At 49.8% G+C, this 25,898-nt stretch carries 25 protein-coding genes; 17 read left to right on the top strand and 8 right to left on the bottom strand.

What is annotated here, in order from left to right; translation table 11 throughout:
• Positions 1 to 21 precede the first annotated feature (21 nt).
• Complete coding sequence (locus B3A20_RS03460; RefSeq protein ID WP_290761864.1) at positions 22 to 348, bottom strand: hypothetical protein; 327 nt, start codon at positions 346 to 348, stop codon at positions 22 to 24.
• A gap of 53 nt (positions 349 to 401) precedes the next feature.
• On the opposite strand from B3A20_RS03460, the gene B3A20_RS03465 reads away from it, so the two are divergent.
• From B3A20_RS03465 to B3A20_RS03480, 4 genes are all read left to right on the top strand, one after another.
• On the top strand, positions 402 to 620 hold the full coding sequence (locus B3A20_RS03465) for a hypothetical protein (protein WP_290761866.1): 219 nt from the start codon (positions 402 to 404) through the stop codon (positions 618 to 620).
• Positions 621 to 912: 292 nt separating this feature from the next.
• Positions 913 to 1,536 (top strand): hypothetical protein, encoded by a 624-nt coding sequence (locus B3A20_RS03470; RefSeq protein WP_290761868.1) that lies wholly within the window; start codon positions 913 to 915, stop codon positions 1,534 to 1,536.
• Positions 1,537 to 1,991: 455 nt separating this feature from the next.
• Positions 1,992 to 2,741, top strand: coding sequence for an HD domain-containing protein (locus tag B3A20_RS03475; RefSeq protein ID WP_290761870.1), 750 nt, complete (start codon positions 1,992 to 1,994; stop codon positions 2,739 to 2,741).
• Positions 2,734 to 3,387: a hypothetical protein gene (locus B3A20_RS03480; RefSeq protein WP_290761872.1), complete on the top strand. Its 654-nt coding sequence runs from the start codon at positions 2,734 to 2,736 to the stop codon at positions 3,385 to 3,387. The genes B3A20_RS03475 and B3A20_RS03480 overlap by 8 nt, the downstream gene beginning before the upstream one ends.
• Before the next feature lie 150 nt (positions 3,388 to 3,537).
• Here the strand turns inward: B3A20_RS03480 and B3A20_RS03485 are convergent, their stop codons facing one another.
• From B3A20_RS03485 to B3A20_RS03500, 4 genes are all read right to left on the bottom strand, one after another.
• Positions 3,538 to 4,857: an SPFH domain-containing protein gene (locus B3A20_RS03485; RefSeq protein ID WP_073424490.1), complete on the bottom strand. Its 1,320-nt coding sequence runs from the start codon at positions 4,855 to 4,857 to the stop codon at positions 3,538 to 3,540.
• A 36-nt stretch (positions 4,858 to 4,893) separates the two neighbouring features.
• Positions 4,894 to 5,748, bottom strand: a complete 855-nt coding sequence (locus B3A20_RS03490) for an alpha/beta hydrolase (protein WP_290761876.1) — start codon at positions 5,746 to 5,748, stop codon at positions 4,894 to 4,896.
• A gap of 247 nt (positions 5,749 to 5,995) precedes the next feature.
• Complete coding sequence (gene rpiA / locus B3A20_RS03495) at positions 5,996 to 6,685, bottom strand: ribose-5-phosphate isomerase RpiA (RefSeq protein ID WP_012819869.1); 690 nt, start codon at positions 6,683 to 6,685, stop codon at positions 5,996 to 5,998.
• Positions 6,685 to 7,314 (bottom strand): FKBP-type peptidyl-prolyl cis-trans isomerase, encoded by a 630-nt coding sequence (locus B3A20_RS03500; RefSeq protein ID WP_073424488.1) that lies wholly within the window; start codon positions 7,312 to 7,314, stop codon positions 6,685 to 6,687. The genes rpiA and B3A20_RS03500 overlap by 1 nt, the downstream gene beginning before the upstream one ends.
• Before the next feature lie 154 nt (positions 7,315 to 7,468).
• Between B3A20_RS03500 and B3A20_RS03505 the strand changes: the two genes are divergently transcribed.
• From B3A20_RS03505 to B3A20_RS03535, 7 genes are all read left to right on the top strand, one after another.
• Positions 7,469 to 8,197 (top strand): metallophosphoesterase family protein, encoded by a 729-nt coding sequence (locus tag B3A20_RS03505; protein ID WP_088659047.1) that lies wholly within the window; start codon positions 7,469 to 7,471, stop codon positions 8,195 to 8,197.
• A 115-nt stretch (positions 8,198 to 8,312) separates the two neighbouring features.
• Positions 8,313 to 8,774: a 23S rRNA (pseudouridine(1915)-N(3))-methyltransferase RlmH gene (locus tag B3A20_RS03510; protein ID WP_290761883.1), complete on the top strand. Its 462-nt coding sequence runs from the start codon at positions 8,313 to 8,315 to the stop codon at positions 8,772 to 8,774.
• A 43-nt stretch (positions 8,775 to 8,817) separates the two neighbouring features.
• Positions 8,818 to 9,309 (top strand): dihydrofolate reductase, encoded by a 492-nt coding sequence (locus B3A20_RS03515; RefSeq protein ID WP_290761885.1) that lies wholly within the window; start codon positions 8,818 to 8,820, stop codon positions 9,307 to 9,309.
• Between the two features lie 39 nt (positions 9,310 to 9,348).
• Positions 9,349 to 11,040: a GGDEF domain-containing protein gene (locus B3A20_RS03520; protein WP_290761887.1), complete on the top strand. Its 1,692-nt coding sequence runs from the start codon at positions 9,349 to 9,351 to the stop codon at positions 11,038 to 11,040.
• 94 nt (positions 11,041 to 11,134) lie between these two features.
• Complete coding sequence (locus B3A20_RS03525) at positions 11,135 to 12,421, top strand: MgtC/SapB family protein (protein ID WP_290761889.1); 1,287 nt, start codon at positions 11,135 to 11,137, stop codon at positions 12,419 to 12,421.
• A gap of 1 nt (position 12,422) precedes the next feature.
• The gene (thiD, locus tag B3A20_RS03530) at positions 12,423 to 13,175 is read left to right on the top strand and encodes a bifunctional hydroxymethylpyrimidine kinase/phosphomethylpyrimidine kinase (RefSeq protein WP_290761891.1); all 753 of its coding nucleotides are present in this window, start codon (positions 12,423 to 12,425) and stop codon (positions 13,173 to 13,175) included.
• A 41-nt stretch (positions 13,176 to 13,216) separates the two neighbouring features.
• Complete coding sequence (locus B3A20_RS03535; protein WP_290761894.1) at positions 13,217 to 13,963, top strand: fibrobacter succinogenes major paralogous domain-containing protein; 747 nt, start codon at positions 13,217 to 13,219, stop codon at positions 13,961 to 13,963.
• A gap of 140 nt (positions 13,964 to 14,103) precedes the next feature.
• Here B3A20_RS03535 and typA read toward each other — a convergent pair whose 3' ends face one another.
• Positions 14,104 to 15,939 carry a translational GTPase TypA gene (gene typA / locus B3A20_RS03540; protein WP_290761896.1) on the bottom strand — a complete coding sequence of 612 codons (1,836 nt, stop codon included), beginning with the start codon at positions 15,937 to 15,939 and terminating at the stop codon, positions 14,104 to 14,106.
• 91 nt (positions 15,940 to 16,030) lie between these two features.
• On the opposite strand from typA, the gene ruvX reads away from it, so the two are divergent.
• Both ruvX and B3A20_RS03550 read left to right on the top strand, forming a co-directional pair.
• Positions 16,031 to 16,444 carry a Holliday junction resolvase RuvX gene (gene ruvX / locus B3A20_RS03545; protein WP_290761899.1) on the top strand — a complete coding sequence of 138 codons (414 nt, stop codon included), beginning with the start codon at positions 16,031 to 16,033 and terminating at the stop codon, positions 16,442 to 16,444.
• A gap of 133 nt (positions 16,445 to 16,577) precedes the next feature.
• Complete coding sequence (locus tag B3A20_RS03550) at positions 16,578 to 17,114, top strand: hypothetical protein (protein ID WP_290761902.1); 537 nt, start codon at positions 16,578 to 16,580, stop codon at positions 17,112 to 17,114.
• 106 nt (positions 17,115 to 17,220) lie between these two features.
• Here the strand turns inward: B3A20_RS03550 and B3A20_RS03555 are convergent, their stop codons facing one another.
• Positions 17,221 to 18,462 (bottom strand): lamin tail domain-containing protein, encoded by a 1,242-nt coding sequence (locus B3A20_RS03555; RefSeq protein ID WP_290761905.1) that lies wholly within the window; start codon positions 18,460 to 18,462, stop codon positions 17,221 to 17,223.
• 128 nt (positions 18,463 to 18,590) lie between these two features.
• Positions 18,591 to 19,082, bottom strand: a complete 492-nt coding sequence (locus B3A20_RS03560) for a peptide chain release factor family protein (RefSeq protein WP_290761908.1) — start codon at positions 19,080 to 19,082, stop codon at positions 18,591 to 18,593.
• On the opposite strand from B3A20_RS03560, the gene B3A20_RS03565 reads away from it, so the two are divergent.
• The 4 genes from B3A20_RS03565 (at position 19,077) to B3A20_RS03580 (ending at position 25,819) form a co-directional block, all read left to right on the top strand.
• Positions 19,077 to 19,796 (top strand): hypothetical protein, encoded by a 720-nt coding sequence (locus B3A20_RS03565; RefSeq protein WP_290761911.1) that lies wholly within the window; start codon positions 19,077 to 19,079, stop codon positions 19,794 to 19,796. The genes B3A20_RS03560 and B3A20_RS03565 overlap by 6 nt on opposite strands.
• A gap of 42 nt (positions 19,797 to 19,838) precedes the next feature.
• The gene (locus B3A20_RS03570; protein ID WP_290761913.1) at positions 19,839 to 20,723 is read left to right on the top strand and encodes a hypothetical protein; all 885 of its coding nucleotides are present in this window, start codon (positions 19,839 to 19,841) and stop codon (positions 20,721 to 20,723) included.
• Positions 20,724 to 20,830: 107 nt separating this feature from the next.
• A complete protein-coding gene (locus B3A20_RS03575) occupies positions 20,831 to 24,946 on the top strand; it encodes a C25 family cysteine peptidase (RefSeq protein WP_290761916.1) in 4,116 nt (1,371 codons plus the stop codon).
• 3 nt (positions 24,947 to 24,949) lie between these two features.
• Complete coding sequence (locus B3A20_RS03580; RefSeq protein ID WP_290761918.1) at positions 24,950 to 25,819, top strand: hypothetical protein; 870 nt, start codon at positions 24,950 to 24,952, stop codon at positions 25,817 to 25,819.
• The last annotated feature ends 79 nt before the right edge of the window (positions 25,820 to 25,898 follow it).

Consider the following 25,898-nt stretch of genomic DNA (forward strand, 5'->3'; position numbering starts at 1 on the left):
GTTTTCATTAGGAAATGTTAATTAAATGTCTTCTAGCTTGTAGCCGAATTGCACAATGGCGCCGGTATTGGCTTCGCGGAAAATGCGCAAGTGGGCAAGCCCATCGAGGATGGCGTTGTCGAGCGTGTCCTGATTTTGCTCCGCATCGTTCCCAAGTTCAATAGTAGGTATGTCCTGCGAGCCTTTGTAACCCTCGTGGATGACTTTTACGTAAGTGTATTCCGGATCCATTTCAAGGATGGCTTCGTGGATATGCTTGTCGTTATAGCCCGTATCGCTTTCGAATGATTGCTCTGAACGGCTACGGATCGTAAGAGAACCGCAATAGCCTTCCTGTTTAAATTTCAACCATTTTTGTCCGACTGTCATAATTCCCCCAAAAAATAATCTAATTTTGCGATATGTTCAAGAAATCCCTTATTTTGTCGTCTTTAGTTTGCATTTCAATGTTTGGTTTCTCGGGCTGCTCCAACCAGGAGGCTGAGTACAAAATTGCAACTCTTACCGAAGAAAACGCCCGTCTAGCACGTCAAGTCCTTGTTCTCAAGGCTACTTTGGATTCATTGAACGCCCACAACAAGGCTGTGGAGCACTCGCTCAAGTCTCTGGACATGAAATAAGAGAAACTTTGGACGCATGCGCCCGAAAAAACATACAATTTTCTCTCATTTTATTACAATAAACCGATTTTCTGCACGAAAAATTTGTTAAATTTGCGCTCGTGACTGGCCCCGGTTTGTCGCCACGGCGAAAACCATTTTTGCTTCCCACGTGAAGCCTTGCGACCGTCAAGTCTCCAAGGAGGCGCTAGTAAGATGGTCTTTAATTAACCCACACATTCCAGTCACCCCGCCTGCAGGTTATTTTCCAGCCTGCTCGTGTGGTTCAACCCTTACTTTATGAGGTGCCCAGATGGAAATAATCGCTCTCGCACTTTCACTCCTCGCAGTGATTCTGTGCATTGTTATCCTTGTTAAGGTTAATAAGCTTCTCACGATGCTTCGTACCCCGATTTTCAAGAAGCTCACCCCGGACATGAACTTGAAGCCGTCCGCCCGTCGCCCGATCAGCGCACAGGAAATGGCTCAGCGTGGTGGCAACAACAAGGAAAATCGCCAGAACAAGGAACGTCCGAACAATAACAATAAGGACAACCGCAATCAGCAGCAGGCTCAGGCTCATGCCCCTGCAACGCGTGATCGCAATGAACAGCAACAGCGTCCGGAACGTGGCCCGCGCCGCGAACGCCGCCCGGAACGCCCGCATCGTGAAGCTAACGCTGAAGCTCCTGTTGCAGAACAGGCCGCTCCGGTTGCACCGGCTGCTGAAGCTCCGGTCGCCGAAGCTCGTCGCCCGCTCGCTCCGCGCATTCCGGTTGAAACTCCGGCCGCTCCGGCTGTCGATGCTGCCCCGGTCGCTCCGGTTGCTGAAGCCCCGGCAGAAGCTGCTACAGAAACCACTTTTGATCCGTCCAAGGTTCGCTATGGCCGCCGCAACGTGATCAAGAAGGCTCCGGAACTCTCCGAAGAAGCTTAATTCTCACGAGAATTTGCAAAAAATCCCAGTCCAACCGGACTGGGATTTTTTTTGTATAAAAGAAAACCACCAGCTAGGTGCTTTTTATCCATTTGTAATCTCTTGAATTATGGTTAAAACGCTTTTGAGCATAAATGCTCTTTTCTCAAGAAAAAATAAAGTGTTGTGTCATAATTGTCGCTTGGACTAATGAAAAATATTTCATATGTCATAATTTGACGGTCTGTGAATCTATATTGTAAGAGAAAAAATAGGAGCAAATGATGACGGAAAAAATATTGTTCACGATTAGCTTGAATAGAAAATCTTTGTTAATAGGACCATTGTTAAAAATGGACCTGATTGCAGCTTGAATTTTATCGATGTGTCTAATGTTATGAATATGAGAGGAATTGATTACTCAATTTTGAAAATAAACGTTGTACCAGTTTGTATTGGTTTGTAAAGGAATTGTTATGCAGACAATTTTTCACCAAATAGAAAATATCCTCTCCTCGTCTAATCCCATTGCAGAAATTGAATCGCGTAAGGACGAATTTTTTGACTTTATCGATTGTTACATGGTCGGTTGCGAACATAAGAATTTCCATTGCGAAGGCGATGTTTGGGAACATACGAAACTCGTGATTCAGAATGTCGTAGCCGAAGAACACGATTGGATTGACGTGTTGGCTGTGTTGCTTCACGATGTGGGGAAGAAAAATGCACTAGAACGCAACAATGGCAAGAATATGCACGGGCATGAGATTGATGGGGCGAACATTGCTTTTGGCTGGCTTGCGAAAATGAGTTTTGACCGCGAAATTCGTGAACAGGTTCTTTGGCTCATTCGAAATCACATGAAGGCATTGGATTTAAAAGTGATGCGTTCTAAGTACGATATTTGGCAGTTGGTCAAACATCCGTTGTTTTGGCGGTTGCAACGCCTAGCTTGTGCCGATTGCAAAGCGACTTTGGATGCTGAAGGCCATCCGCGTGATGACTTTGAAGAAATCTTGAATCGCCCTATTGTTGCAGAGTGTCTTGAAAATGAAATGCCTGTCGCCATTGTCGAAGCGGATGATTTTGCTTCGCAAAAGTGGGATGATATTCGCGTGGAAAATGCTCTCGTTTTTTGCCATAAAATGCAAATCAATGGGGGCGTCCTCTCCAAAGAAAGTTTAATTCGTGCCGCCATCAAATCTATAGGAGGTAAAAATGGTTGATAACTTCAAGATTATCCGTTCGATGCTCAAATTCGAGAATCCTGGCGACTGTTATTACGTACAACTGCTCCGCAGACAAAGTGACGACCCGAAAATTGGAGGTGTTCCTGATCCGGCGTATCACGGAAATATGCATAGTCGCTCTATCAAGGACTACTTTATTTCGTCGTTAGCGCATTTTGACGATGTCGAAAAGGAAATCAAGACGATTTGCGAAGTGTTCAATGTGCGGGCTTACATTCGCTTGAACAAGCGGACGTTCAAGGATATTTCGATGGTCATTTTCAAGCACATTACCGAAGACATTTGCTCCGGTGAAACGTTTGCTTCGCCGCTTCATTTGGTGGCGCGAGCCGCGGGTCGTGCAAATGGTGCGGGTAAATCGAAAACTTGGATTGTCGATATTGATGCTGAATTCGTCCCGTATAAGCAGGCAGTTCGTGAAATGATTGAAAAGTGTGAACCTTTTCAGTCGGCAAATGATATTGTAGAAATCCAGACGAAAAACGGGTTTCACTTGATTGCGAAGCCGTTCAATACATCAAGAATGGATGAACTTTGGCAATCATTTTGCTCGGAAAATAACATCAATTTGCCGCGTTTTGACATCCATAAGGATAACCCGACGATTCTGTATGTGAAATAGTCGTCATTTGTGTAAAAACAGCCAAAAAAACAGACAGAAAAACAGCCCCTCAAAAAACACCCCCGGTACAGTTTAAATGTGCCGGGGTAATATTCTTCGCGGCGAAGCCGCCTGTCTTAAACTATTGACTAATAACCAATAACTATCTGCTTACTTCGACAGTTTCTCAGTAAGTCCCATGAGCATGTTCAAGCCTACAGCGTCCATGGCAGTGCTTGCGCCGCCCTTGGAGTCGCCGGTCATCATGATTTCCGGGACGAGCGGATGTGCAGACTTGGCGAGAGCTTCAGCGACACCGACCTTGGTCTTGTAATCCCATTCGGCGCGTTCTTGCGGTGTCAAACCGGCGCTGACGAGAGCTCTGTTGGCGGCTGCTTCAGCTTCTTTTTCGGCCTTGATTTTCTTAGCGACTTCGAGTGCTCTCAAAGCTTCGAGACGGGCGACTTCTTGTTCCTTCTGAGCCTGGAGAACGGCCACGTCGCGTTCCTTTTCGGCCTGCGTCACAGCCTTGATCTTTTCCACTTCCTGGTCGGCCTTGGCCTGGGCGATGCGAGCCTTACCTTCGGCTTCGGCGGTGATGGCGGCCTGCTTTGCGGTTTCAGCGGCGGTGGCGTTAGAGACGCGCTTCATTTCGCGGTCCTTCACGATGTCGAGCTGCTGTTGAGCTTTCTGATCGAGGCGAACGTTCTGGATTTCGAACTGCACCACTCTGATGCCGTAAAGACGGAGTGCCGAGGGTTTTGTCAAGATGCGGTTGCCGTTCTTGTCGAGTTTCAGCTTTGTGACCTTGTATTCTTGCGTTTCGGCTTTCTTGATGATTTTGCCTTCGGAATCGTATTCGTCTTCGCCGGCCTTTTCGGTAAGCACTTCGATTGTGGTGAGGTATTCGCCTTCGGTGAGCTGGTCTTCGGCGATTCTTCTGAATTCGGCAATCTTTGTCACCTTGGCTTCTTCAGCAGTGAAAAGCGGTGCGGTCTTTCTAACAGCCGAGAGCACGGAGTTACGGACAAGGTCATGCTTGAGCTTCTTGTCGGAGCGCTGTTCGCGGTGGATTTTCACGAGGTCTTCGCAGTCCGTCGGGAGCTGGTATTTGAGGTAGCCGCTGATTTCGGCGTTTGCGTTTCGGGACAAGGTAACGGAGATATCATCTTCGTCATCGTCGCCGCCTTCCCAGCCTTCGCCTTTTACCTTATCGGTAGAGGAGTTGAAGTAGAAGTCCTTGGTTCTGTCGTAAGAGTAGATGCTTGCAAATCCCTTGAAGTAAAAACCGGCGTGGTCGATGCAGGAGAGGGTACCAAACGGAGACTGCTTCACAAGAAGCTGCGTTGCACTATTGTAACCGATATTGCACTTGAGCAAAATAAGAGCGATAACAACGATGACCGCGACAATGATTGCTTTTGTGTAATTCTTTTTGGGAAGCTGTATTTTGGGTTGCACTTTGGGCTGTAATTTGGATTCTGTTTCCATTGTTTTTTCCTTCTTTAGTTTATGCAATAAATATAGTTATTGCATAAGGCTTGTCAGGGAGAGCTCCGTCGTTCTTTCGGTGCTGCTCTTGACAATGTCCGCAATCGTTTGGCGGGCTTCTTCGCCTTCGGGTGCGGGGTAGAGGGGGAACACGTGTCCCAGTTCTTCGCCAACGTGGAGCGTGACGGATACGCCTGCCGCCTTCATTCTTTCACCGCAATTGACGATGTCGGGGTAGAATACTTCCCAGGTGCCGACGAAAATGTCGGTGGGCGGGAGCCCCTGCATGTTGCCGTAGATTGGCGAAACCATCGGTGCGTGTGCATCCATGCCGTTAGCCCAAGAAAGACCAAATTGATGCAGTTCGTCAATATGAAGCCAGTTGTCGTATTCCGCAATGGATTCATCGCCGCCAGTGATGTCGACCCACGGTGAAATCAAAATGAGGTGCATGGGCGAGGGGAGCGACTGCTCTTGGATTTCTTCGGCGAGCGCAAGCGAAAATCCTCCACCGGCACTGTCACCCATGATGATGATTTTGCTGGCGGGGAAACGTTTTAAAAGTTCGCTATAGAGCTTTAATACGAGAGTGTGGGCTTCGTGCACCGTGTGCTTTGGCGCAAGAGGGTAGTCCGGCATGACCCAACCGCAGCCAGTCGCCTTTGAAATTTCAGAAAGAATCTTCCAGTGGGATGGCGTAATGCCTTGCCTGTAGGCTCCGCCGTGGAGGTAGAGGATGACGGGCTTGGTTTCGTCTGCGGCCGCCATCTCGTAAACGTGCATGCCCTCAATCTGGTATTCTTTTACGGGGCGCTTGTCGACGCTCACCAAAGAGACAATCGCTACGAGCGCGAGCAGTAAACAGGGCAAGAATATCTTTGCAAATTTCATACGAGGGGGCGATTACACCAGAGTTCTCGACAATATACTTTTTCTGTCGTGTAAACTCAAGTAAAAAAAAGAAGACCCCGCAACAGTGTGATTTTGCTTGTCATGCCGGACTCAGTTCCGGCATCGCCTTCTCGTATAAAAAGAAGACCCCGGCCCTTCGACAGGCTCAGGGACCTGGTGGGCCGGGGTGACAATTCACTGGATCCCCTCCCGCGCTATGCTTGGTCGAGGATGACAAGCCTGATTACTAGAATTCAATCAAACCCTTGGCTTCGTCAGCGAGGATGACTTTCGTTGCCATGTTGATGAACAGGCCGTGTCCGACGATACCCACGATGTGTTCCAGATCACGGGCGAGCTTGTCCGGGTCTGCGATGGGAGCGAACTTCGCATCGGCGATGAGGTTACCGCTGTCGCTAATCACCGGACCATCCTTGCCAGGAGCGCCCATGCGAACCTTGACTTCGCCACCGAGCTTTTTCACGCGTTCGGTCACGACGGCGATAGCGCCCGGGATGATTTCGAGAGGGACGGCGAACTTGGTGCCGAGCTGCTGCACGGCCTTGCCGGAGTCTGCGATAATCACGTAGTTATCCGTCATGGAGGCGACAATCTTTTCGAGGAGGTGTGCGGCTCCGCGTCCCTTGATGAGGTTGCGGTTCGGGTCGATTTCGTCGGCGCCGTCAATCACCATGTCGAGGTGGCTCACTTCGCCCATTTCCTTGAGCGGGATGCCGAGGCTACGGCATTGGAGTGTGGTGCTCCAGCTGGTCGAAACGCCCGTCACGTGGATGCCTTCGGTCTTGATGCGTTCGGCAAGGCGGTTCACCATGTGAGCTGCCGTGCTGCCTGTGCCGAGACCGACAATCATTCCGTCCTTGATCATGTCTGCGGCACGAACGCCTGCAGCCTTCTTGAGTTCATCCATCGATGCCATTAGCGCCATCTCCTTTCGTTTGAGTCAAAATTGTCGTCGCCCATGCGATTGTCGTAACTGTCGTAGTTGTCGTATCCGTCGTAATCGTCTTCATCCGGGAAGCCGGACTCCTGTTCGGTGAAACTTGCTTCGACGATGTCTACAACTTCGACGTTAAAAATCAAGTCCTTGCCTGCAAACGGGTGGTTCCCGTCCACAATCACGGTGTCTTCGAGAATTTCCTTGATGGTGTAAATGCCGTCGCACTGGTCGTCATCGCCATCCAGGTTCAAGTCGTTTACAAATTCCTCGGCGGTGTCCGGCAACTGGAATTCGCGCATGTCGTTATCCTGGTACATTTCAAGTTCCATGCCGAGCCAGAGTTCTCCGACGTCGCGGAGTTCTTCTTTTGGGACCGTGAGGATAAGGTCCTTGCGGTATTCGCCGTAACCGAGATTTGCCGGAATGCTCACCGTAAACTTTTCGCCCAGACGACGCCCCGTCAATGCGTCTTCGAGTCCGGGAATGATGTTGTTGTATCCGTGGATGTACACGAACGGTTGGGAGGCGGGAACTTCTTCAAGAATTCGCTTGCCTTCTCTGAGGGTGTAGGCTATGCTCACCTTCATCTTGTCTTGAATGACTACCATACATGCCCAAATGTAGTAAAAGGTGAGCGCCGCGGCAAAACATTTATGTTTTGACATGGCCGAGCCGTACTAAATGCAGCCCGATAGGGCTGCCAATGTAGTAAAATTGGTCAATTTCACCACTTATATTAAATTGTTTTTCTAAATTACGGGCATGCTTTACGGTATTTGTTCAGATATCCATTCCAATGCCACCGCTTTCGAGGCTGTGCTCCAGTCCATGCGCGAAAATGGCGTGGAACGGAGAGTATGCCTTGGTGATATTGTGGGATATGGCGTCGATACCGATGAGTGCGTCAATTTGGTTAAAGAGAACATGGATGTGTGCCTAATCGGGAACCACGATAGCGTGGCGGTCCGGTACGAATCCAGCGCCGGGTTCAACCCGTACGCGAAGCAGGCGATTGAATGGACCCAGAAGAACCTTTCCAAGGAGTCCGTGTCGTTTATCCGCTCGCTCCCGTACATCCAGGAAGAAAACGATATCTGCTTTGTGCATGCGTCGCCCTTGTCTCCGGCAGATTGGGTCTACGTGACCGATCTCGAGGATGCGCTGAACGCTTTTGACCATTTCTCGGAGCGCTACTGCTTTGTGGGGCATACGCATAGCCCGGTTATCATTGCTAGCCGCCCCTTGGCGATCCCGAAGATTCTGGACGAGTACGAGTACGTGATTGCGAATACCGAACGCTTGCTGGTGAACGTCGGCAGTGTGGGACAACCCCGCGACCGCGACCCGAGAGCCTGCTGGTGTCTGCTCGATACCGAGACCAAGTGCGTGCGGCTCATCCGAGTGGAATACGACATCCGCGAGACGCAGAACCGCATGAAAAAGCAGGGAATGCCCTCGTTCCTGATTGACCGGCTATCGGTTGGGAGATAGGTTAGACGAGAGAGGTGTAAATGGAAAAATGTTTAGCTTTGGATCTTGTTGAAGGCGATAGTTATCGTATTTGTTTGTTTTCTCTTGTCTCTCGTCTCTCGTCTTTCGTCTAACTATGAAATGGATTTTAGCTGTTTTCGGTCGTGCAGGTTCCCCGTTCATTGCGGACGAGGTGGAAAAGTATGTGAAGCGTTTGCGCGGTTCCGCGATGCCACTGGAAGTGGTGGAGCTCAAGGAATCGAAAATTGACGACCACGCCCAGGCGCTTGCCCAGGAAGCCGCCCTTTTCGAAAAAAAATTCCCGCGTAACGAGTACCGCCGAGTGATCCTCTCTGAAGAGGGCAAGCTCATGACGACGGTGAAGCTTGCCGATACGTTACAGGCCCGCTTTACGGGAAATATTGTGTTTTTGATTGGCTCTGCGTACGGCATCGACGAGAACTTGAAAAAGTCCGCCGACTTGCTCTTGAGCCTTTCTCCATTGACTTTTACCCACGACCACGCCAGGATTATTACGGTGGAACAGCTCTACCGCGTCCAGATGGTCATGCAAAACCACCCTTATCATCACCGATGAGACGAGAGAACGGTGCTGCGCACCTACAGACGAGAGACGAAAGATGTTAATTTCTGCAATTGTTGCTGTTTCTGAAAACAATGTCATCGGGCGTGACGGTCACTTGCCGTGGCACCTTTCTGCCGATCTCAAGCGCTTCAAGGCGATTACTACGGGGCATGCCATCATCCTCGGTCGCAAAAATTACGACGATATCGGACGCCCGCTCCCGAACCGCACGAACTACGTGCTCACCCGCAACAAGGATTTCCAGGCCCCGGGCTGCATTGTCTGCTCTTCGCTCGGTGAGGCTATTGAGGCCGCTCGCGCTGCTGGCGAGACGGAATGTTTCATTATCGGTGGTGCTGCCGTGTACCGTGAAGCTATGCCGCTTGTCGAAAAACTCTATTTGACGAGAGTTTTGTCGCACGTGGAAGGCGATGTATTCTTCCCTGAATGGAACGATAAGTTCCAGAAAGAAAGCGAAGAATCTTTCCCGGCAGACGAAAAAAACGACTTCCCGACAACCTTTGAAATTTGGGTACGAAAAAAATAAGGTTCTATTGCCCTTAGAATAACTTATTATATACTAGAGATGTTGTTGAGAAATGGAAAGAAAATACTTAGACTTCTCATTGCAGTGGTTGCCGCTGTAATTGTTGTTCTATTTGTTGTCAGTTTTAACGGCATGTGCCGTCATGGTTCTTGCAACAATGTCATCGCCCTTAACGATGGCTGGTCCATTTCTTTTGGCGGCATTCATCTTCCGCCGATGGAACATGTCTCCGATTTCCGAGTTCCCTCAAATATTCAGCCCGGCGATACGATCATCTACGAGCGCGACATGCGGAACGATTCGATTCCCTTGCCGACAACGCTCCGATTCCATGCGTATCACGTTGCAGTAGCTGTCTATGTTGACAGTGTTTGCTATTACCGTTATGGTTTTGAACGCTTTAAAGAGGGAAAACTGGTCGGTAGCGGCATCCACCTTGTAAATATGCCGGAATTTCTTGACGATCATGTCATCCGCGTGGTGACGATTGTGACCGAAAAAGCGGCCGCAAAATCTGTGGCGCAGATTGAACTTTTGCGTTCAAATAGCATGACAGACTATTTTTCGCAAAATTCTGATTCCATTACCATTGGCATATTCCTAATGTTTTTCGGGATGATTGCCTTTATTACAGGCTGCTGTGCCGTCGGCTTTGACAGGGCTTATTACCGCCTTGTTCTGATTGGCTTGTTTGCTGGTTTGATGGGACTTTGGACGCTGAATTACGCGAAGGGTATCCAGATTGTTTCCACGAACTATGCGCTGGATACGACGTTGGAATACGTTTCGCTTTACCTTGCTGCAATCCCGTTTGGCCTTTTGATTATCAATATGCGTGCGGGCAAGATTCCGACCTGGAAGTTGAACGTGCTGAAAGTCATTGTCGGCTTTGGTGTGCTGTTCTTTGTGGTGACGACGATTTTGCATGTGACCGATATTGCGCATTACCCGACGTTCTTGCTCATTTACCATAGCTATATCTTTATTTCGTTCCTGTTCATGGTGTTCTTCAAGGTCCTTTATGACCGCGGTGCCGGAATGCAAGAGAAAATTCTTGCGTCGGGAACGGTGGTGTTTGTGCTGTTTGGCATTGCCGATTTGTTCCGCTATAATGTGCAGAACTTGTTCGGCTTGGAAAAATCCTTCTTGGATGCGACTTGCCTCCCGGTCGGTACGCTCCTGTTCATTTTGCTCTTGATGGTGGGCTATCTCGTCTATATGTACGAGGAGCTCATGGACAAGACCGAAAAGGAAGTGCTCCGCCAGATTGCTTATCGCGATGCCTTGACTGGCATTTATAACCGCGCAAAGTGCGAACACATTTTTGAAGTGCTCAACCGCGATGATAGCGACTATGCTATCGTGAGTATCGACGTGAATGGCCTCAAGTACGTGAACGACCACTTTGGACATTCGACGGGTGATAAGCTCCTGTGTGCTTTTGCCGATGTGTTCAAGAATGCGTTTAATGGCATTGGGACGACTATTCGCATGGGTGGTGACGAGTTTGTGGCGATTGTTCGTGCAGAACACCTTTCTGATTTGAATACCGCGCTAAAGACGATGGTGCTTTTGGAAAAAGAAGCCAAGTTGCCGATTGAATTGAATGTCGCTTATGGCTATTCTGTGCGCCGTCGCGGTGATGCCGTGACTGCAATGGACGTTTACCGCATGGCGGATGCTAATATGTACGCCATGAAGCTCGCCTCTAAGCAACAGCGAATGGCGTAATTAGAACTTAGATCTTTGAAAATCTGCCAACTAAGTTCTGCCAACTAAGTTCTATAAAACTTTTCTTTCGCACATTTTTTTGATTAGATTTTGAATGATGATTGAGTTCAATATCTTTTATAAACTTGCGGCAGCGCTGGGAATCGGTTTCATTATCGGGATGCAGCGTGAAAACTCGTATTCCCGCAATAATTCTAGGCACCCTGCCGGGCTGTGCTCGTTTTCGATTGTGAGCCTTTGTGGCGCATTGTCCTGCTACCTGGGCGACTTGATGGAATCGATCGTTCCCTTTGTCGTCGGGCTTGTGATTGTCGGGCTTTTGCTTGTGGCAAGCCATATTGCGTACGGACTCTCGAACCAGAATAATGGCGGGCCTGCGGGTGTCACGACGAGTGCGGCGCTTATCATGATTTATTTCTTGGGGGCGCTTTGCTGGTTCAACCGGCTTTTGGAAGCGTGCATCCTCATGATTGTGCTCTTGTGGCTGTTGGCGGTCAAGCGGCAGCTCCACGATTTTGCAAAGAAACTTTCGACAGAAGACATTATGGCGACTGTCAAGTTTGCTGTGATTTCTCTCATGATTTTGCCGTTCCTGCCGAACCGCTCATTTGGTCCGCCGGGGCTCGAGGTCTTGAATCCGCATACGATTTGGCTTTTTGTGGTGTTCATTTGCGGCATTGGCTTTGTGGGCTATGTGCTCATCAAACTTGTTGGGCCGGGCAAGGGCATTTGGCTCACGGGACTTTTGGGCGGGCTTGCGAGCAGTACCGCACTCACGCTGAATTTGGCGGGCCGTAGCGTCGATAACGAACAGTATGCGGCGGACTTCACGCTTGGTATTGTGCTCAGCTGGTCGGTGATGTATGCGCGACTCTACCTCATTTGCATATTCCTGATGCCGTCACTTGCGCTTCCGCTTTTGGCTCCTCTCCTTGTGCCTGTGGTGCCGGGGCTTGGCTATGCGGCGTACTTGAAGCTTCGTGAGTCTAAGGATCATCGCCAGAAGACGACTGATTTTAACAACCCGTTCAAGCTGTTGCCGGCGATTAAGTTTGGCTTGGTCTTTACGGTGGTCATGTTCATTGCGAATGCGGCTCACGCTTATTTGGGCTCGGGCGCGTTGATGATTTGTAGCTTCTTGGGCGGTGCAGCCGAAATGGATGCGGTGGCATTCTCGCTCATCGACATGTGCCGGAAGGCGACTCTTGAACACCACAACCTGATTTTGGCGCTCCTTTTTGCGAGCCTCGCCAATACGCTTACCAAGGGCTGCATGGTGTATTTCCTTGGGGCAAAGTCCATGCGCCGCCCGATTCTCCCGGCGGTGGGACTTATCTGCGGCGTGTCCGTAGTGATGATTGGAATTTATTCGGTGGTATAAAATGTCTGAAAAAATGAAATTTGCATTGACTATCGCAGGCTTCGATGGCTCTGCGGGCGCTGGTATTTTAGCGGATGTCAAGACGATGGCGCACTTTGGCGTGTTCTGTGAATCTGTATGTACCGCACTCACGCAACAGAACGAAGATGAATTTGTGGCGCCTGGCTGGGTAATCTGGGAACGCATCGAAGCGCAACTTGAAACGTTGTTTGCTAAGCGACAGTTCAAGTTCGTGAAAATCGGACTTGTCGAAAAGGCTAAAGTCCTGCAGCGAATTGTAGAATTTGTCCGTGAAAAGTCTCCGGATGCCTACATTATTTGGGATCCGATTGCTAGCGCTTCGGCTGGGTTCCACTTTATGCGCTCGGCAGAACGCGATGAATTTATGCCGGTGATGAAGCAGATTGATTTGGTCACTCCAAATCTGGACGAGTTCGGATTCCTGGGATTTGAACAGGCCGCTTCTCGCGGAAAGTTTGAATTCGGGAAGGATTTCGCCCTGCTTTTGAAGGGCGGCCATTCAACGGATGACGAAGCCGTTGATACATTGTGGGATAGGGACGGTAAACAGTACAAGTTTACAAGTCAGCGAATCCCGGGTAACGGCAAACATGGTACTGGCTGCCACTTGTCATCTGCTGTTTTGGCAAACTTGGCGCTTGGGCATACGCTCCCGGAATCTTGCCAAATTGCAAAGGGCTACCTCACGGAGCTATTGCAAAGTGGGGAAGGGCGCCTCGCGAAAGATATTTAAACTAAAAAAATGGGCGTTGATAATCGTCCATCATAATTATTATGAAGTTTGTTTTTTTTGTAATGGCTGCTTCATGTGTGTTTTTCTCGGCTTGTTCCGAAGATTCTCCTACAGAAGTTTCAAATACCATTGTTGATTTTACTTTGGGCTCTATGACGGATAGTCGTGATGGTCAAACTTATAAGACTGTGACTATTGGTTCCCAGACATGGATGGCCGAAAATTTAAATTTTGCCTATACAGGAGTCGCTTTTTATAATGGTGCGTATGCATCTGATTCCACAAGTTGGTGCTATTATAACGCAAAAAGCAATTGCGATATTTATGGCCGCTTATACACGTGGTCTGCAGCAATGGATAGTGCCGGGATTGTTTCTCAGAAAAATGGCGCTGTAGCTTGTGGAGTTGGATCAATGTGTAAGCCAAACAGTCCTCATCGAGGTATTTGCCCCGAAGGGTGGCATGTTCCAACGCAGTCCGAATTTGATATTTTGTATAAAATGATTGGTGGTAAAAGTACTGCTGGTACAAAGCTTAAGTCACTTAGTGGATGGGATGATGAAAAAAATGGAATAGATGCGTTTGGCTTTGGCCTTTTGCCAGCGGGGTTCCGTTATGATGGTGGACAATATATGGGACTAGGAGAAAATGGTAGTTTATGGTCGGCTTCTGAATATGGAGCTAATGCCGCTATAATCCAGCTTTTTTCTGGTGGAGAATCTTTAGATTCTGGTATGAGTAGTAAATCTGAGGGTTCCAGCCTTCGTTGCGTCAAAGACAACGAATAAGACGAATTTAGCGATGAATCGTTGCTTCAAATGAATTAAAAATCCTGACCTTAAGGTCGGGATTTTTTAGTAACTGCGCCGAGGCGAATGCAAAAAAGCACCCCGCAGGGTGCTTCTTTAAGTTTTGCGCGAAACGCGAATTAATCGTCGTCTTCAGCCGGCTTCTTGGACATCTGCTTACGCTTGATCGGGTCGAGCTCGGTCTTGCGGATGCGGAGCACTTCCGGAGTGACTTCGATGCATTCGTCTTCGTTGATGAAGGTGACGCATTCTTCCAAAGTCATACGGCGGTACGGCGTGAGCTGAATCATGTCGTCAGAACCTGCGGCACGCATGTTGGTGAGGTGCTTGCCCTTCGTGACGTTCACGGTGATATCGACGTCGCGGTTGTGTTCGCCCACAATCATGCCCGGATAAACTTCTGCACCCGGTCCGATGATGAGGTAGCCACGGTCTTCGAGCTTGGAGAGAGCGTAGCTTGCGGCTTCGCCCGGTTCCTTAGCGATGAGCACTCCGTTGATACGTGCCGGGATTTCGCCCTTGTACGGCTGGTATTCCTTGAAGAAGGACTGCGTCACGGCGTAACCCTTCGAGAGAGAGAGGAGCTTCGGACGGATACCGATGAGGCCACGGGACGGGACGATGAATTCGAGCTGTACACGGTCGTTGTCGTCGGTGGTCATGTTGACCATTTCGCCCTTGCGCTGCTGGATTTCCTGGATGCAGGCGCCGCTGAATTCGCTCGGGACTTCAACCTTGAAGTCTTCCACCGGTTCAAGGAGTTTGCCGTTTTCGTCGTTCTGGAAAATCACCTGCGGGCTTCCGATGGTGAATTCGTAAAGTTCACGGCGCATGTTTTCGACGAGAATCGTGAGGTGCAAAATACCACGGCCAGAGACCTTGAACGTCGAGGCGCCTTCGGCCTTTTCGACGAGGAGGGCGGGGTCTGCCATGTGGGCGCGTTCCAAACGTTCCTGGAGCTGGTTACCCGTCATGAACTTTCCACCGTACTTGCCGGCGAGCGGGGAGGTGTTCACCGTGAAGAGCATGGAGATTGTCGGCGGGTCGATGTGGATACGCGGCAAGTGCTTCGGATTGCTTGTTGCGCTGATCGTATCGCCAATGTCAAAGTAATCAAGGCCTGCGATGAGGATGATTTCGCCCGGACCGGCTTCTTCAATCGGCTTCGGGGTGAGGCCTTCGTAGCGGAGGATCTTCTGCGGGCGGATGGTCTTGACTGTTCCATCTGGGAATGCCTGAGCGTAGGTCTGGTTCGGCTTGAACACGCCCTGCTGCACGCGGCCCACAGCCAAACGGCCGAGGAAGCTCGAGTATTCGAGGGATGCAATCTGGAGGAGCGGTTCTGCGTTCGGATCGCCCTTCGGAGCCGGGATGCGTTCAATGATCTTGTCCATCAAGATGCTGAAGTCGCCATCCGGGTCTTCAAGTTCGGCGCGGCAAATGCCCTTACGGCCACTACCAAACACCTTGTCGAAGTCGAGCTGTTCTTCAGATGCATCGAGTTCGCAGAACAGGTCAAAGACCTTGTCCAAAGCGAGGAGCGGGTTGCAACCATCGCGGTCGATTTTGTTCACGACGATGATCGGGGTAAGACCGAGCTGCAATGCCTTCTGAGTCACAAAGCGGGTCTGGGCCATCGGGCCTTCGAATGCGTCAACCACCAGGATAACGCCATCGACTGTACCCAAAACGCGTTCCACCTGGCCACCGAAGTCAGCATGCCCCGGGGTATCGACGATGTTCACGCGGTATCCCTTGTACATCACGCTCGTGTTCTTGGAGAGTATGGTAATGCCGCGTTCGCGTTCGAGGTTGTCGGAGTCCATCACTCGGTCCACGATTTCTTCACCTTCATGGAAGGTTCCGCACTGTTTGAGGAGCTGGTTCACCAGGGTTGTTTTACCGTGGTCAACGTGGGCGATGATGGCAACGTTTCTGATTTTTGATTGATCCATATTTTACCGTTTGGCTTTAATTTTCGGCGCAAAGATAGAAAAATGAGCGGAAAAATGCAATATTTCCAGTTCGTATTCTATATTTAGGGGCGTGAATTACTTGGCTTTGGATTACGGAGAGCATCGTGTCGGGGTCGCTTTTGGCGATTCCGAGCTCAAAATGGCGTTTTCGCGCGAGACGATTGACCAGAAGACGACGAACCTGTTCGAGCGCCTGGATCAGCTCGTGCGCCTCAACAAGATTGACGAATTCGTGGTCGGTATGCCTTACCACCCGGATGGCCGCAAGGACGGTAAAAACGTGGTGGTGGAGGCTTTTATCAAGGACCTCTCGCTCCGCTTCCCGGGGATGAAAATCCATACGCAGGATGAATCGTACTCCAGCGTGCAGGCGCAGGAGTTCACCTCGTACATGAGCAAAAAGAAAAAGCAGAAAAACAAGGCCATTATCGACCGCACTGCCGCCGCCATCATACTCCAGCGCTGGTTCGATGAGAATTTTTAAAGGTTGTAGGTTACAGGTTATAGGTGTTAGAATAAGAATCATGCACTACGTGCATAGAATATAGGGCGGCGAAGCCCTGAATAGACGAAAGAACGGCTCTACGAGCCTACAGGCTAGAGACGAGAGTGGAATAATGGTGCTTCGCACGGATTCTGCGAAAAATCTTTCGTCTCTCGTCTCTCGTCTTTCGTCTAATTACTATATTTACAGCATGGCTAAAGAAATCGATAATTTTGATGATGAAGAAATGGACGAAGCCAACGGTGCGATGCTCGATGCATTGAACGCCGAGGAAAACTTTGTCCCGCAAGTCCGTGACTACAGCGACCGCCGCATCCTGATTTGGGAAGAAGACGATGCACGCCGTGAAGCCTGCCTCGAAGTCCTTTCGGACTTGCTCGTGGGTGCTTATTTCAAGACCGTCAAGACTGAAGCTGAAGCTTTACAGCAGCTTGAAGAAGACGACTGGGACACGTTTGTCGTGGACTTCTACACAGAAGGCGTTTCTGTGAGCGATTTCATCAAGCGCGTGAACAACTATCCGGGTTCAATCTTGGTCGCCATTAACATGGGTCCGCTCACGCTCCCGGAAGAACGCGAACCGGCCAAGGCCGAAAACTTGCGCCGCCTGTTCGATATCGAACGCGCCAGCTCCCAGATCCACGCTTAAACATTGTCATGCCGCACTAAGGTTGGTGAGCCTGCCGAACCATTCCGGCATCGCCATCTTGTAAAAGGCCGCCCCAACGGGACGGCCAGTTTTGTTGTCTTGATCGCTAATTTCCGCAGGCTGAAATCACGCCCGGCGTAGGCGTTGCTGTGCACCAGGAATCGGGTTCGTTGCGCTTGTTCCAAAGCCCGATGTTCAGCTGCGTGCTCTTGCGGACTGCCGCGGAACTTGAACCGATGGGGAGCGGCGTTACATGGAGTGAATCCGCCTTGCCGTAATAGATCGAGTCAAGAACATTCCCGTTGCACTGCAGCACAAGCGAACCGCTTGTTTTGCCGAATGCCGGCATGTTCTCGGCAAATCTATAGGTCCCTGCATTTTCCACTGTCTTCTGGTCGCCTATAACGAGAACGTTGTTCGGCGGAAGTTCTACGGTTGCGATTTCTGCGGCCCCGCTCACGTTCGATGTCTTGCCGAGCGTGCACTTGTCCAAAATCAGGGTGTCCGTGCTGCCGTTGTAGAATTCTACGAAGGTGAGCTGAGTGGAATCCTTGGGCTGTACAAAGAATTCGCTTACGACGAGGTCATTTACCGTGGGCATGCGCTTCATGGCGGGGAGCTTGAGCGATACCTGCAGGTTTACGTCTTTCGCAATATCAATGGCGAGAGCAATCTTGCTGCGGAGCGATTCAATCTGAAAGTTTGGAATTGGCGTGTTTTCGTCGAGTGTAAAGTCATCTTCCAGGCTGAAGATGTTTTTGCCACTTTCGTCTTGCATGGAAAGCGAAATGTGGTAATCTCTATCAAGCTTGAGATCGTCACTGGTGAATGTGACGTTGTCCGAATCGAACACCATGGGGTAGGTGTACGTTTCGTCTTTGCTTGTGAGCTTCATTTCGCCTTTCCTGATACCCGCGGGGTTTCCAAAGCCAATCGGAATCTTCACGTAGACAAAGCCGACAAGCGCATGCATCGGAATTTTCAAGTTTACGGCGGAACCAGCTTCGAGGGCGGTTGTAACTTCGCCCTCTTGCATCAAGGCTCCGTTTGCGTAGAGCTTTGCATTGAAAATCCATTCTTCGCCCGGGAAAAGATCGAGGTTGAACGACTTCTTTTCGATGGAATGCACGAGGTGGAGCGTGTCAGGCCCAAAACAGTCGAGCACAAGGCTGTCGAGCAACGGCGTGTCGGGATAATCCAAGTTCAGTGCCACGTTTGCCGTGGCGCCGATCTCGATGGTGTCAAGCGGGGATTCTGCGCGGGAATCACCGGAACAGTTCCAGAAAGCAAGCGCAGTGAGGGCTGTAGCCGTATAACGGCAGACGTTTTTATTGAATGTAGGACTCATATAACCTCCTGATATTTGGGTGGGTCCTACTTATTTAACACGTGTTTTTTAACGGCCTGTCCTAAAAAAATGTTGTAAATTTTTTGTTTACATGCATTTTGTAGTCCACAATGACGGGCGTGCAAATCTTATAGATGCAACTTGGCTTTTCCGTTTTCGACGCGGTTCCCTTGCAACTTCGCGGCGCATGCCTTGTCTTGCCTTAGAATTTTCACGAGCGCACTCGGGCTAAGCCCGAAAGCCGCTGCGGCGGCTTTTGTATCGCCATTCTTTGTCGCCATGATGTCAAAGACGTGGGCGACAAACAGCGGAAACTGCGGGTTGCTCGGCTGGATATGCCCGTTGCTCCCCGGAAACTTCATTTCGACTTCGGGAGGTTCTTCGCGCACGTTCAGTGCAAGCGCCATTTGCATGCGGTGGAGCGCGTGAATTTTGTTCTCTTTTGCGCTCCTGCTTTCGGAAGACTTAATTTCTAAATTATATTGTTGTAACGTAAGATGAACGCCGGTATTGGTCTTGTTCCTGTGTTGGCCACCCGGGCCACTGCCTTGGTAACCTTTCAGGGAACAGGCTCGTAAAAGTTCATCCAGATTCATTTTCAGGTAGGTATCGCGATGCATGTTCTGAAAAATAAAATAGTTCTTGCGCTTTTGGTGAGCGTATTTGCAATTATGTCGGGTTGCGCCGGGTCTTCACAAGGTTCCGCAGGCGAACCCACCGAGACCGCTGCTGTCCGTGATGCAAAGGTGCAAGCCCAGGAAGCGGATAAGCTTGCGATGCTTGAGGGCATGTATGCGCTCTTCAAGGAATCGGTCAAAAATCACGCTCCGCATGATGTGTTGCTTGATTTCTTGACAGACCCGTCTGAACCCTGGCTTGATGAGCTTGAACGCCATGCCAAGACTTACGATGCCGCCGCGATGGATACGTGCCAGTTCTACGAGGCCTACGCCATTGTGCTTTACAGGCTCTATGAGCGCGAACATCTCTGGACCGTACCGGATTACCGTATGCTTTATCTGCTCCTCTACGATAGCGGATTTTTGGATGTGGTCGATCGCGTAAAAATGGGACCGTTCGAAGTCAAGAACGATCGTGGAAGTGTAGGCCTTGTGTCTAGCCCGAAGGTCCCGATAATGCTCTTTAATTGGGACGATACCAAGTGGAAACTTGACTTGATTGAAACGCTCCCGCTTATTACGAAGGGTGTCGAAGCGACTGCCGCGAAGAAGAACTGGAGCGGAGCCAAACTTGCTCTCTACTGGCTCGACAAAAAGTACCACTTGCAGTATTCACGTCTGGACGAATCGCTGTTTGAGCCGATTGGCTTTTAAGTTTACAGGTTACCGTAATTTTGAATATAGGACTTAGAGTTTATGCGTAATGTTTTTGCTGTATGCGCACTTTTGTCTGTTCTTGTAACGTCGGCGTTCGCGGCTCCCGCATCTTCATCGAAAGCGAAATCGGCTGGTTCCGCTAAAATTTATGGCGCTGTCGAAGCAAAGGACGGCTTTTTAGGCAGTCGCCTCTTTGACGTGCTTGATTCTGTCGGTGGCACAGGAACGTGGATGGAATGGGATGTCAACGGCGTCCGCGATCCGTCGGTGTCAAAAGTTCTGGATCCGCTTTTGAATTCGACGAACAAGCCGAAGATGATTTGGGTGATTACAGAGCGCGAAATGCCTCTGCTTGCGGTACTCTTGCCAAAGGGGGCAGGGGAGGTTGTCGTTTTTTACGAACTGGGTACGCTCGATGCAAAGCCGGTCCCGCTCAAGCTCAACAAGGTCCTCACTCCCGATGTCGTCTTTCGTGATTACAGACAAATTTCTGACAAGGCTTTTGTTCACTTGGACCGCCCGAATCTGAAAATTTCCGTGTTGAACAAGTTGATTCGCTTTACCTATGACAATCCCGATGATACTCCTCTCCGTTACGATCCGGACTTCTCCAAGAAAACGCTCATCGAGAAGCGTAATGAGGTCAACGATTACCGCGGTTTTCTAAAATATGAATATTCCATGATGCTCCGCGCTTTTGTGCAGTCCACCCGTGGTATTTTCAACTGGCAGCCATGGCACTGGTACATGGATAACTGGAATTCGAAATATATGATTTCGTCGAAGGAAATCGAAATGATTCTTTCCAAGGGCGTGCGTCCCGAATATATTACCGTCTTTAAGGCGAAGGCTTCGAGTGGGGAAATCGTAGAAATGCGTACAACCGGCAACGGATTCCTTGAAATGGTCATTACGAGACCCTGATTTTAACACCCAAAAAGATGTTACCATTTGTCATGCCCGCCGCTTGTCATCCCGGACCCCGTTCCGGGAGGGCATCTCCATTTCTGTTTTTTACTATTTTAGAATTTGTGAAGTCTATCATCAAAAAATTTCAGATTCTATTTGTTGCCTGTGCAACAGTTTCTAGCTTGGCCTCTTCTGTTGTGGAGGATTCCAAGAATCGTTTTGTCTTTGACGATGAAGTCTTGGACTCGTCAACGAAATCTTGCGAGGATGGCTCGGGACTGCGTTTCGATCCCGAAAATGCATTCTATGTGAGTTCCGGTGATGTTCCGGTTCGCCATTACCGTGTGGCACTCCCGTCTCAGGCGATGCCTTCTGTTTCTGTGACGAACAACCGTCTCGTTTCTCTTGGCGGTGCCCCCTGCAAGTCGACTCCGGTAAAAATTCAGTCTATCGATGTATCGAGCCCGTTCCTCAAGGATAACTTGTGGATGGTCGATGTGTTTGTTCCGCTTTATGTCAGGGAAGGTTCCTCCATTGCGCTTCGCAAGAATTTCCGCCTGAATGTCGAGTTCGCCTCTGCTTCGGCTAGTGGCCGAAATCCTGGAGCCCGTGCGCTTATGCAGGTCGTGAACGAAAAAGCGGCTGCTCAGTTTGGACTTGCTGCACGTTCCGGTTTGCGTCGTGAAGCGAACTCTGAAATTGATGGTATCGTACAGTTGGCCGAACTAGTTGTTGGTGATGAGAATATGGCCACTTTTAGCGAAGATGGCTTGTATGGGGTCAGTTTTAACGCCGTCCGTGCGGCAGTAGCGAGGATTGGTCGTAGCGAAAGCGATGTGAAAGGAATTCCTGTTGAAAGACTTTGCGTTTACGGAGCTTCGCCGGATACGCTCCCAGATATGGGACCTGGCACAAAGCTGCGCAATCCGAACCAGCTCTTTGAACTGCCAATCAAAGTCGATGACCGCAATTCCAATGGAATCTTTGATGAAGGCGACTCCGTCCTTTTTGTCGGGTACGGCAACGCGTTCTGGAAGCGCATCGATTCTGAACCGACTGAAATTGCTGATGTGCCTACGTCGAATGTTGGTTATTTCCATTCTTATTCGCCGTTTTCCTATTACCAGCATTTTGTCTTCGGATATAAGCAGACGGGGAAGGGCAAGCGTCTAGAAACGCTTGAGTCGCCGAAGTCTACTGCAAAGAGCGTTGAATGGCTGCGCTATGTGCGTGCCGAAAGAGACGAACTGTTACGCGATGCCTACTACGGTCGCGGTCAGGATTGGGAAAAGACGACCGGTAAGGAGTATTTCTGGAAATGGCGTGAGCAGGGAGAAGTTGCTGAACTGTCGGCAAAGGACCTGGAGTTCAAGGCGTCAACGAGTAATCTGCCTGGACGCATTTCCGATGGTAAGGGCTTTGTTTCGCTTTCGTTCTTCCCATTCCGTTCGCAGAGTTCAAGCACGATGTTTTCGGATAGTTCCTATTTAAAGCGCTATAGCTACATCTGCTTTAAGTTGACTGTCAATGGAAAATCTTATTCAAAGGTGAGTGGCGAAGAACTCTATTGGAAAAGTGGGGACTTGCTGCCCGGTGGAAACTTTAGCATGGCGACGGACGCTTTGAAAGATTCCGACAATGAATATGAGCTGACCATTTACGACAACACTTACCAGAACGACCGGTTTGATGGTTACACGGTAGCTTACCAGTGGGATCCGGCCAAGGTCCAAATTGACTCTGCCGAGTGGATGCTGCCTGGTTTTGCGACTGGCGTGATTCGCATTCCGGTAGGAAAGGATTCCGGACTTCGATTGATGAAGTTCAAGGATTTGGCGCCTGTTGGGCTCTTGAAGGTTGTTGATGGCTTTGCTGTCGATAGCATTGGTAAGGATGAAGATGTCCGTTATTTGATTTATCGCGATTCTGACCGCCGCAAGACGTTGACCCTAAAGGGCATCCGTGCCCCGTCAAATAACTCGGTGCAGAAACTGGCTCAGATTTCTTCGAAGACGGAATACCTCATCATCGCTCCCGAGGAATTCCTTGAACCAGCAGAAGCTTTGGCAATGTTCCGCTCTAGCGACAAGGCATCGACTCCCTTTGTCACGGCTGTAGTCCCGGTTGAAAATATTTACAGACACTATACGGGTGGCGCTCTGTCTCCGGTGGCGATTCGAAACTATATCGCTTATGCACGCAGTGTTTGCCCGGACTTGCGTTTTGTCTTGCTTGCGGGGGCCGGCCATTATGACTACCGTGGAACCAAGCTTGGACCAAACTACATGCCTCCATTCGAAAAGGAATCTTCGGTGACCGAAGACTTCTTTAGCGTTCTCGACTCTGGTGAAGTTGTCCGTAGCGGTAAGCCGTATGATACCGATGTTGCTGTTGGTCGCTTGCCGGTTGCTTCTGTCCAGGAGTTCAACAACTACAACGAAAAAGCTCGTGATTACGATGAAATCCAGAGGTTTGATCATAGTGAATGGCGTTCAACGCTGTTACTTACTGCCGATGACCACAAAAATGGCACTTCTGACGATCCGATGGACCATACTATTTACCAGGAAAATTTGGCGAACATGATTGACACAACCGCCGAATCTCTTGGCTACAGGATGAACATGAAGAAGGTTTACCTCCTGGATTACGAAGCCGATGCAGCAGGTCAAAAGCAGGAAGCCGCAAATGACTTTCTGAATATTTTGAACCAGGGCGCCTTGATGACCATATACTATGGGCACGGCTCTAAGGTGGCTTGGGCGTCTGAAGGCTTGCTCAAGCTATCTTACTTCTCTCGCTTTACGAATAAAAAACGCTACACCGTGCTGAATTCGTATTCCTGCACTGTCGGGCGTTTTGATGAGGGCGGTCAAAGATCCATGACCGAGGCGATTGTACTTTTGCCTCAGGCTGGTGCTATTGCGGCCGTTGGCGCTGCACGTGAAACTTACGCTAACCCTAACGAAATCTTTGCCAAGAATTTTGTGAGCCGCGCTTTGCTCAAGAATGGCAATTATCTGGGGATTGCCTATATGCAGGCTAAGGACAACGTATTCACTCACCGTACCAGTAACCCGACTTACTCGACCAACGTATTCAACTCTGAACATTACGTGTTCATGGGCGAGCCCGTAATCCGTATGCCGATTGCCGATATGAAAATCACCCTTGACGCACCTGTGGACTCCATCAAGGCTTTGGATAAGGTAAAACTTTCTGGAAAGGTTTCGGGAATGTCTTCCGGAAATATCGCCTTGACGCTTAGGGAAGGGCGCTATACTAAGCGCCTTGACATGATTTCGACATCGCATTATGCCGATGTCAAGTACGATGGCTCGCTAATTTATTCAGAAGTTGTTCCTGTGGTCGGAGGGCGATTCGAAACGGAATTTGTGACTCCGAAAAAATTGAATATCGGCGATTCGCTCGCTGAATTGCGCGCCTGGGCCTATTCTTCAAATGATGTCGCTGTCGGACGATATTTTGAGAAGAACATCAAGATTACGGGGGTGTCAAATTTCGCAGATTCCTTGAACGACAAGACGCCGCCGACAATCAAAATCCAGTTGTGCAATGCCGGTGAAAAAGTTTCTTTTTCGGACCATCAGCATGTAAAGCTCCAGACTCCGGCGTGTTTGCAGGTGGTTGTCGAAGATGAAACAGCCTTGGATTATCGCGAACAGGCCGATGAAGGCATTTCTTTCGAAATGATTGGTCTTGAAGACCCGTACCACCCGTTTCCTTTCTTGGAACAGTCTTCCAAGCGCGCTGTAGCCCGCAAGTCCTTGACGACGGAACTTTATCCGCCGGGAATATATTTGTTTAAAGTTCGTGCGATGGATGTTCTCGGAAACCTTTCTACAAAGAGCGTCTATCTTGATATTACGGAAAAGCTCGAGACTGGGCTTGCGGACGTGTTCAACGTGCCAAATCCGATGGGTAAGAAGGGAACGACGTTCTACTTTAAGAATCTCTCGTCTGATTTGGACCCCGACGTGAACATCTTTATTTACAACCAGCACGGTAGACTCGTCAAGGTCATCAAGAATGCGGTGTCTGGCGTAACGCACTGGGATGGTCGTGATAATTTCGGTCGTCTGCTTGCTAATGGACTTTATCACTACGTTGTTCGTAGCAAGACGAAGATTTCGAATGATGAAACTTCTTCGGAAACTAGGACGAAGACCAAAACTCAAACTTGGACTAAAAAACAAAAACTGTTGATTTCGAGGTAAATAATGGAATTACGTGAAAAACCGGGCAAAGTGCAAAAGCTTTTGGAACTTTCCCTCCGCTTTCGCCTGATTTTTGTGCTGTTGATGGTCGGCTTTGCGGTGGCGTTCCTTGCGACTGGCTGGCAACAGATGGCGTCGCTGCCGCTGGGGGCTTCTGAAGCGCTTGGCATGTGGATTGTGAAGTTCACAAATGTTATGTCGGCATGGAATTCTGCACAGTACATTTTTGTAGCTGCGCTTTCTATGCTTGTGCTCTACTTTGTATTTGGCGGTGTGCGTGGCGGCTTTGGCGGCTTGCTTGCGCTTGCTGCGTTTGTGGGCGCGCTATTTGCCCTGGGGGGTGACGAGGACATGCTTCTCATATTCTTTGGCGTGTTTGCAGGCTTTGCCCTTTTGCTTGTGCTCTTTGCCAAGTGGAGTGTCGCCTGTGCTTTGTTCCCGTTTGCGCTTTCGTGGCTACTTCTTACGGGATTTGTAAGCTGGTTCCCGCTGATGATAGGCAAGGCTTGGCTCATGTGGGCGGTGCTTAGCGCTATCGCATTTTCGGGCATTGTCGCCTGTGCTTTGGTGGCGGGCAAGGAACTCGGTGAAGGTTCTCCGTCGGCCGGCGCTCTCGTGAAAGCGGGCAAGAGGATGCTTGCTCCGGTCATGATAGCATCGCTCTTGGCACTCTCGGCACTTGTCGTCGATATGAGCGTCGTTGTGGATTGGAGAAGAATAGGCATTGCCGCCATTCTCTGGGTGGCTTTTAACGTTTGGTTCTTCGGTTTCACGTTCGGGACGATGTCCTTTGCCCCGTGGGAACGCATCCGCTCCGGCTCTCGCCGCGTCAAGATGAGCGACAAGAAAAAGAAATCTTCAAAGAAGAAGTAGACAGTAGGAAGTCGGCGGTAGGAAGTGTCATGCCCGCCATTGCGCGGGCATCTCCATATTGTCATCCCGGCCGGAGCCT

It is taken from the genome of Fibrobacter sp. UBA4297, from assembly GCF_002394865.1.
In the GTDB taxonomy this organism is placed as follows: Bacteria; Fibrobacterota; Fibrobacteria; order Fibrobacterales; family Fibrobacteraceae; genus Fibrobacter.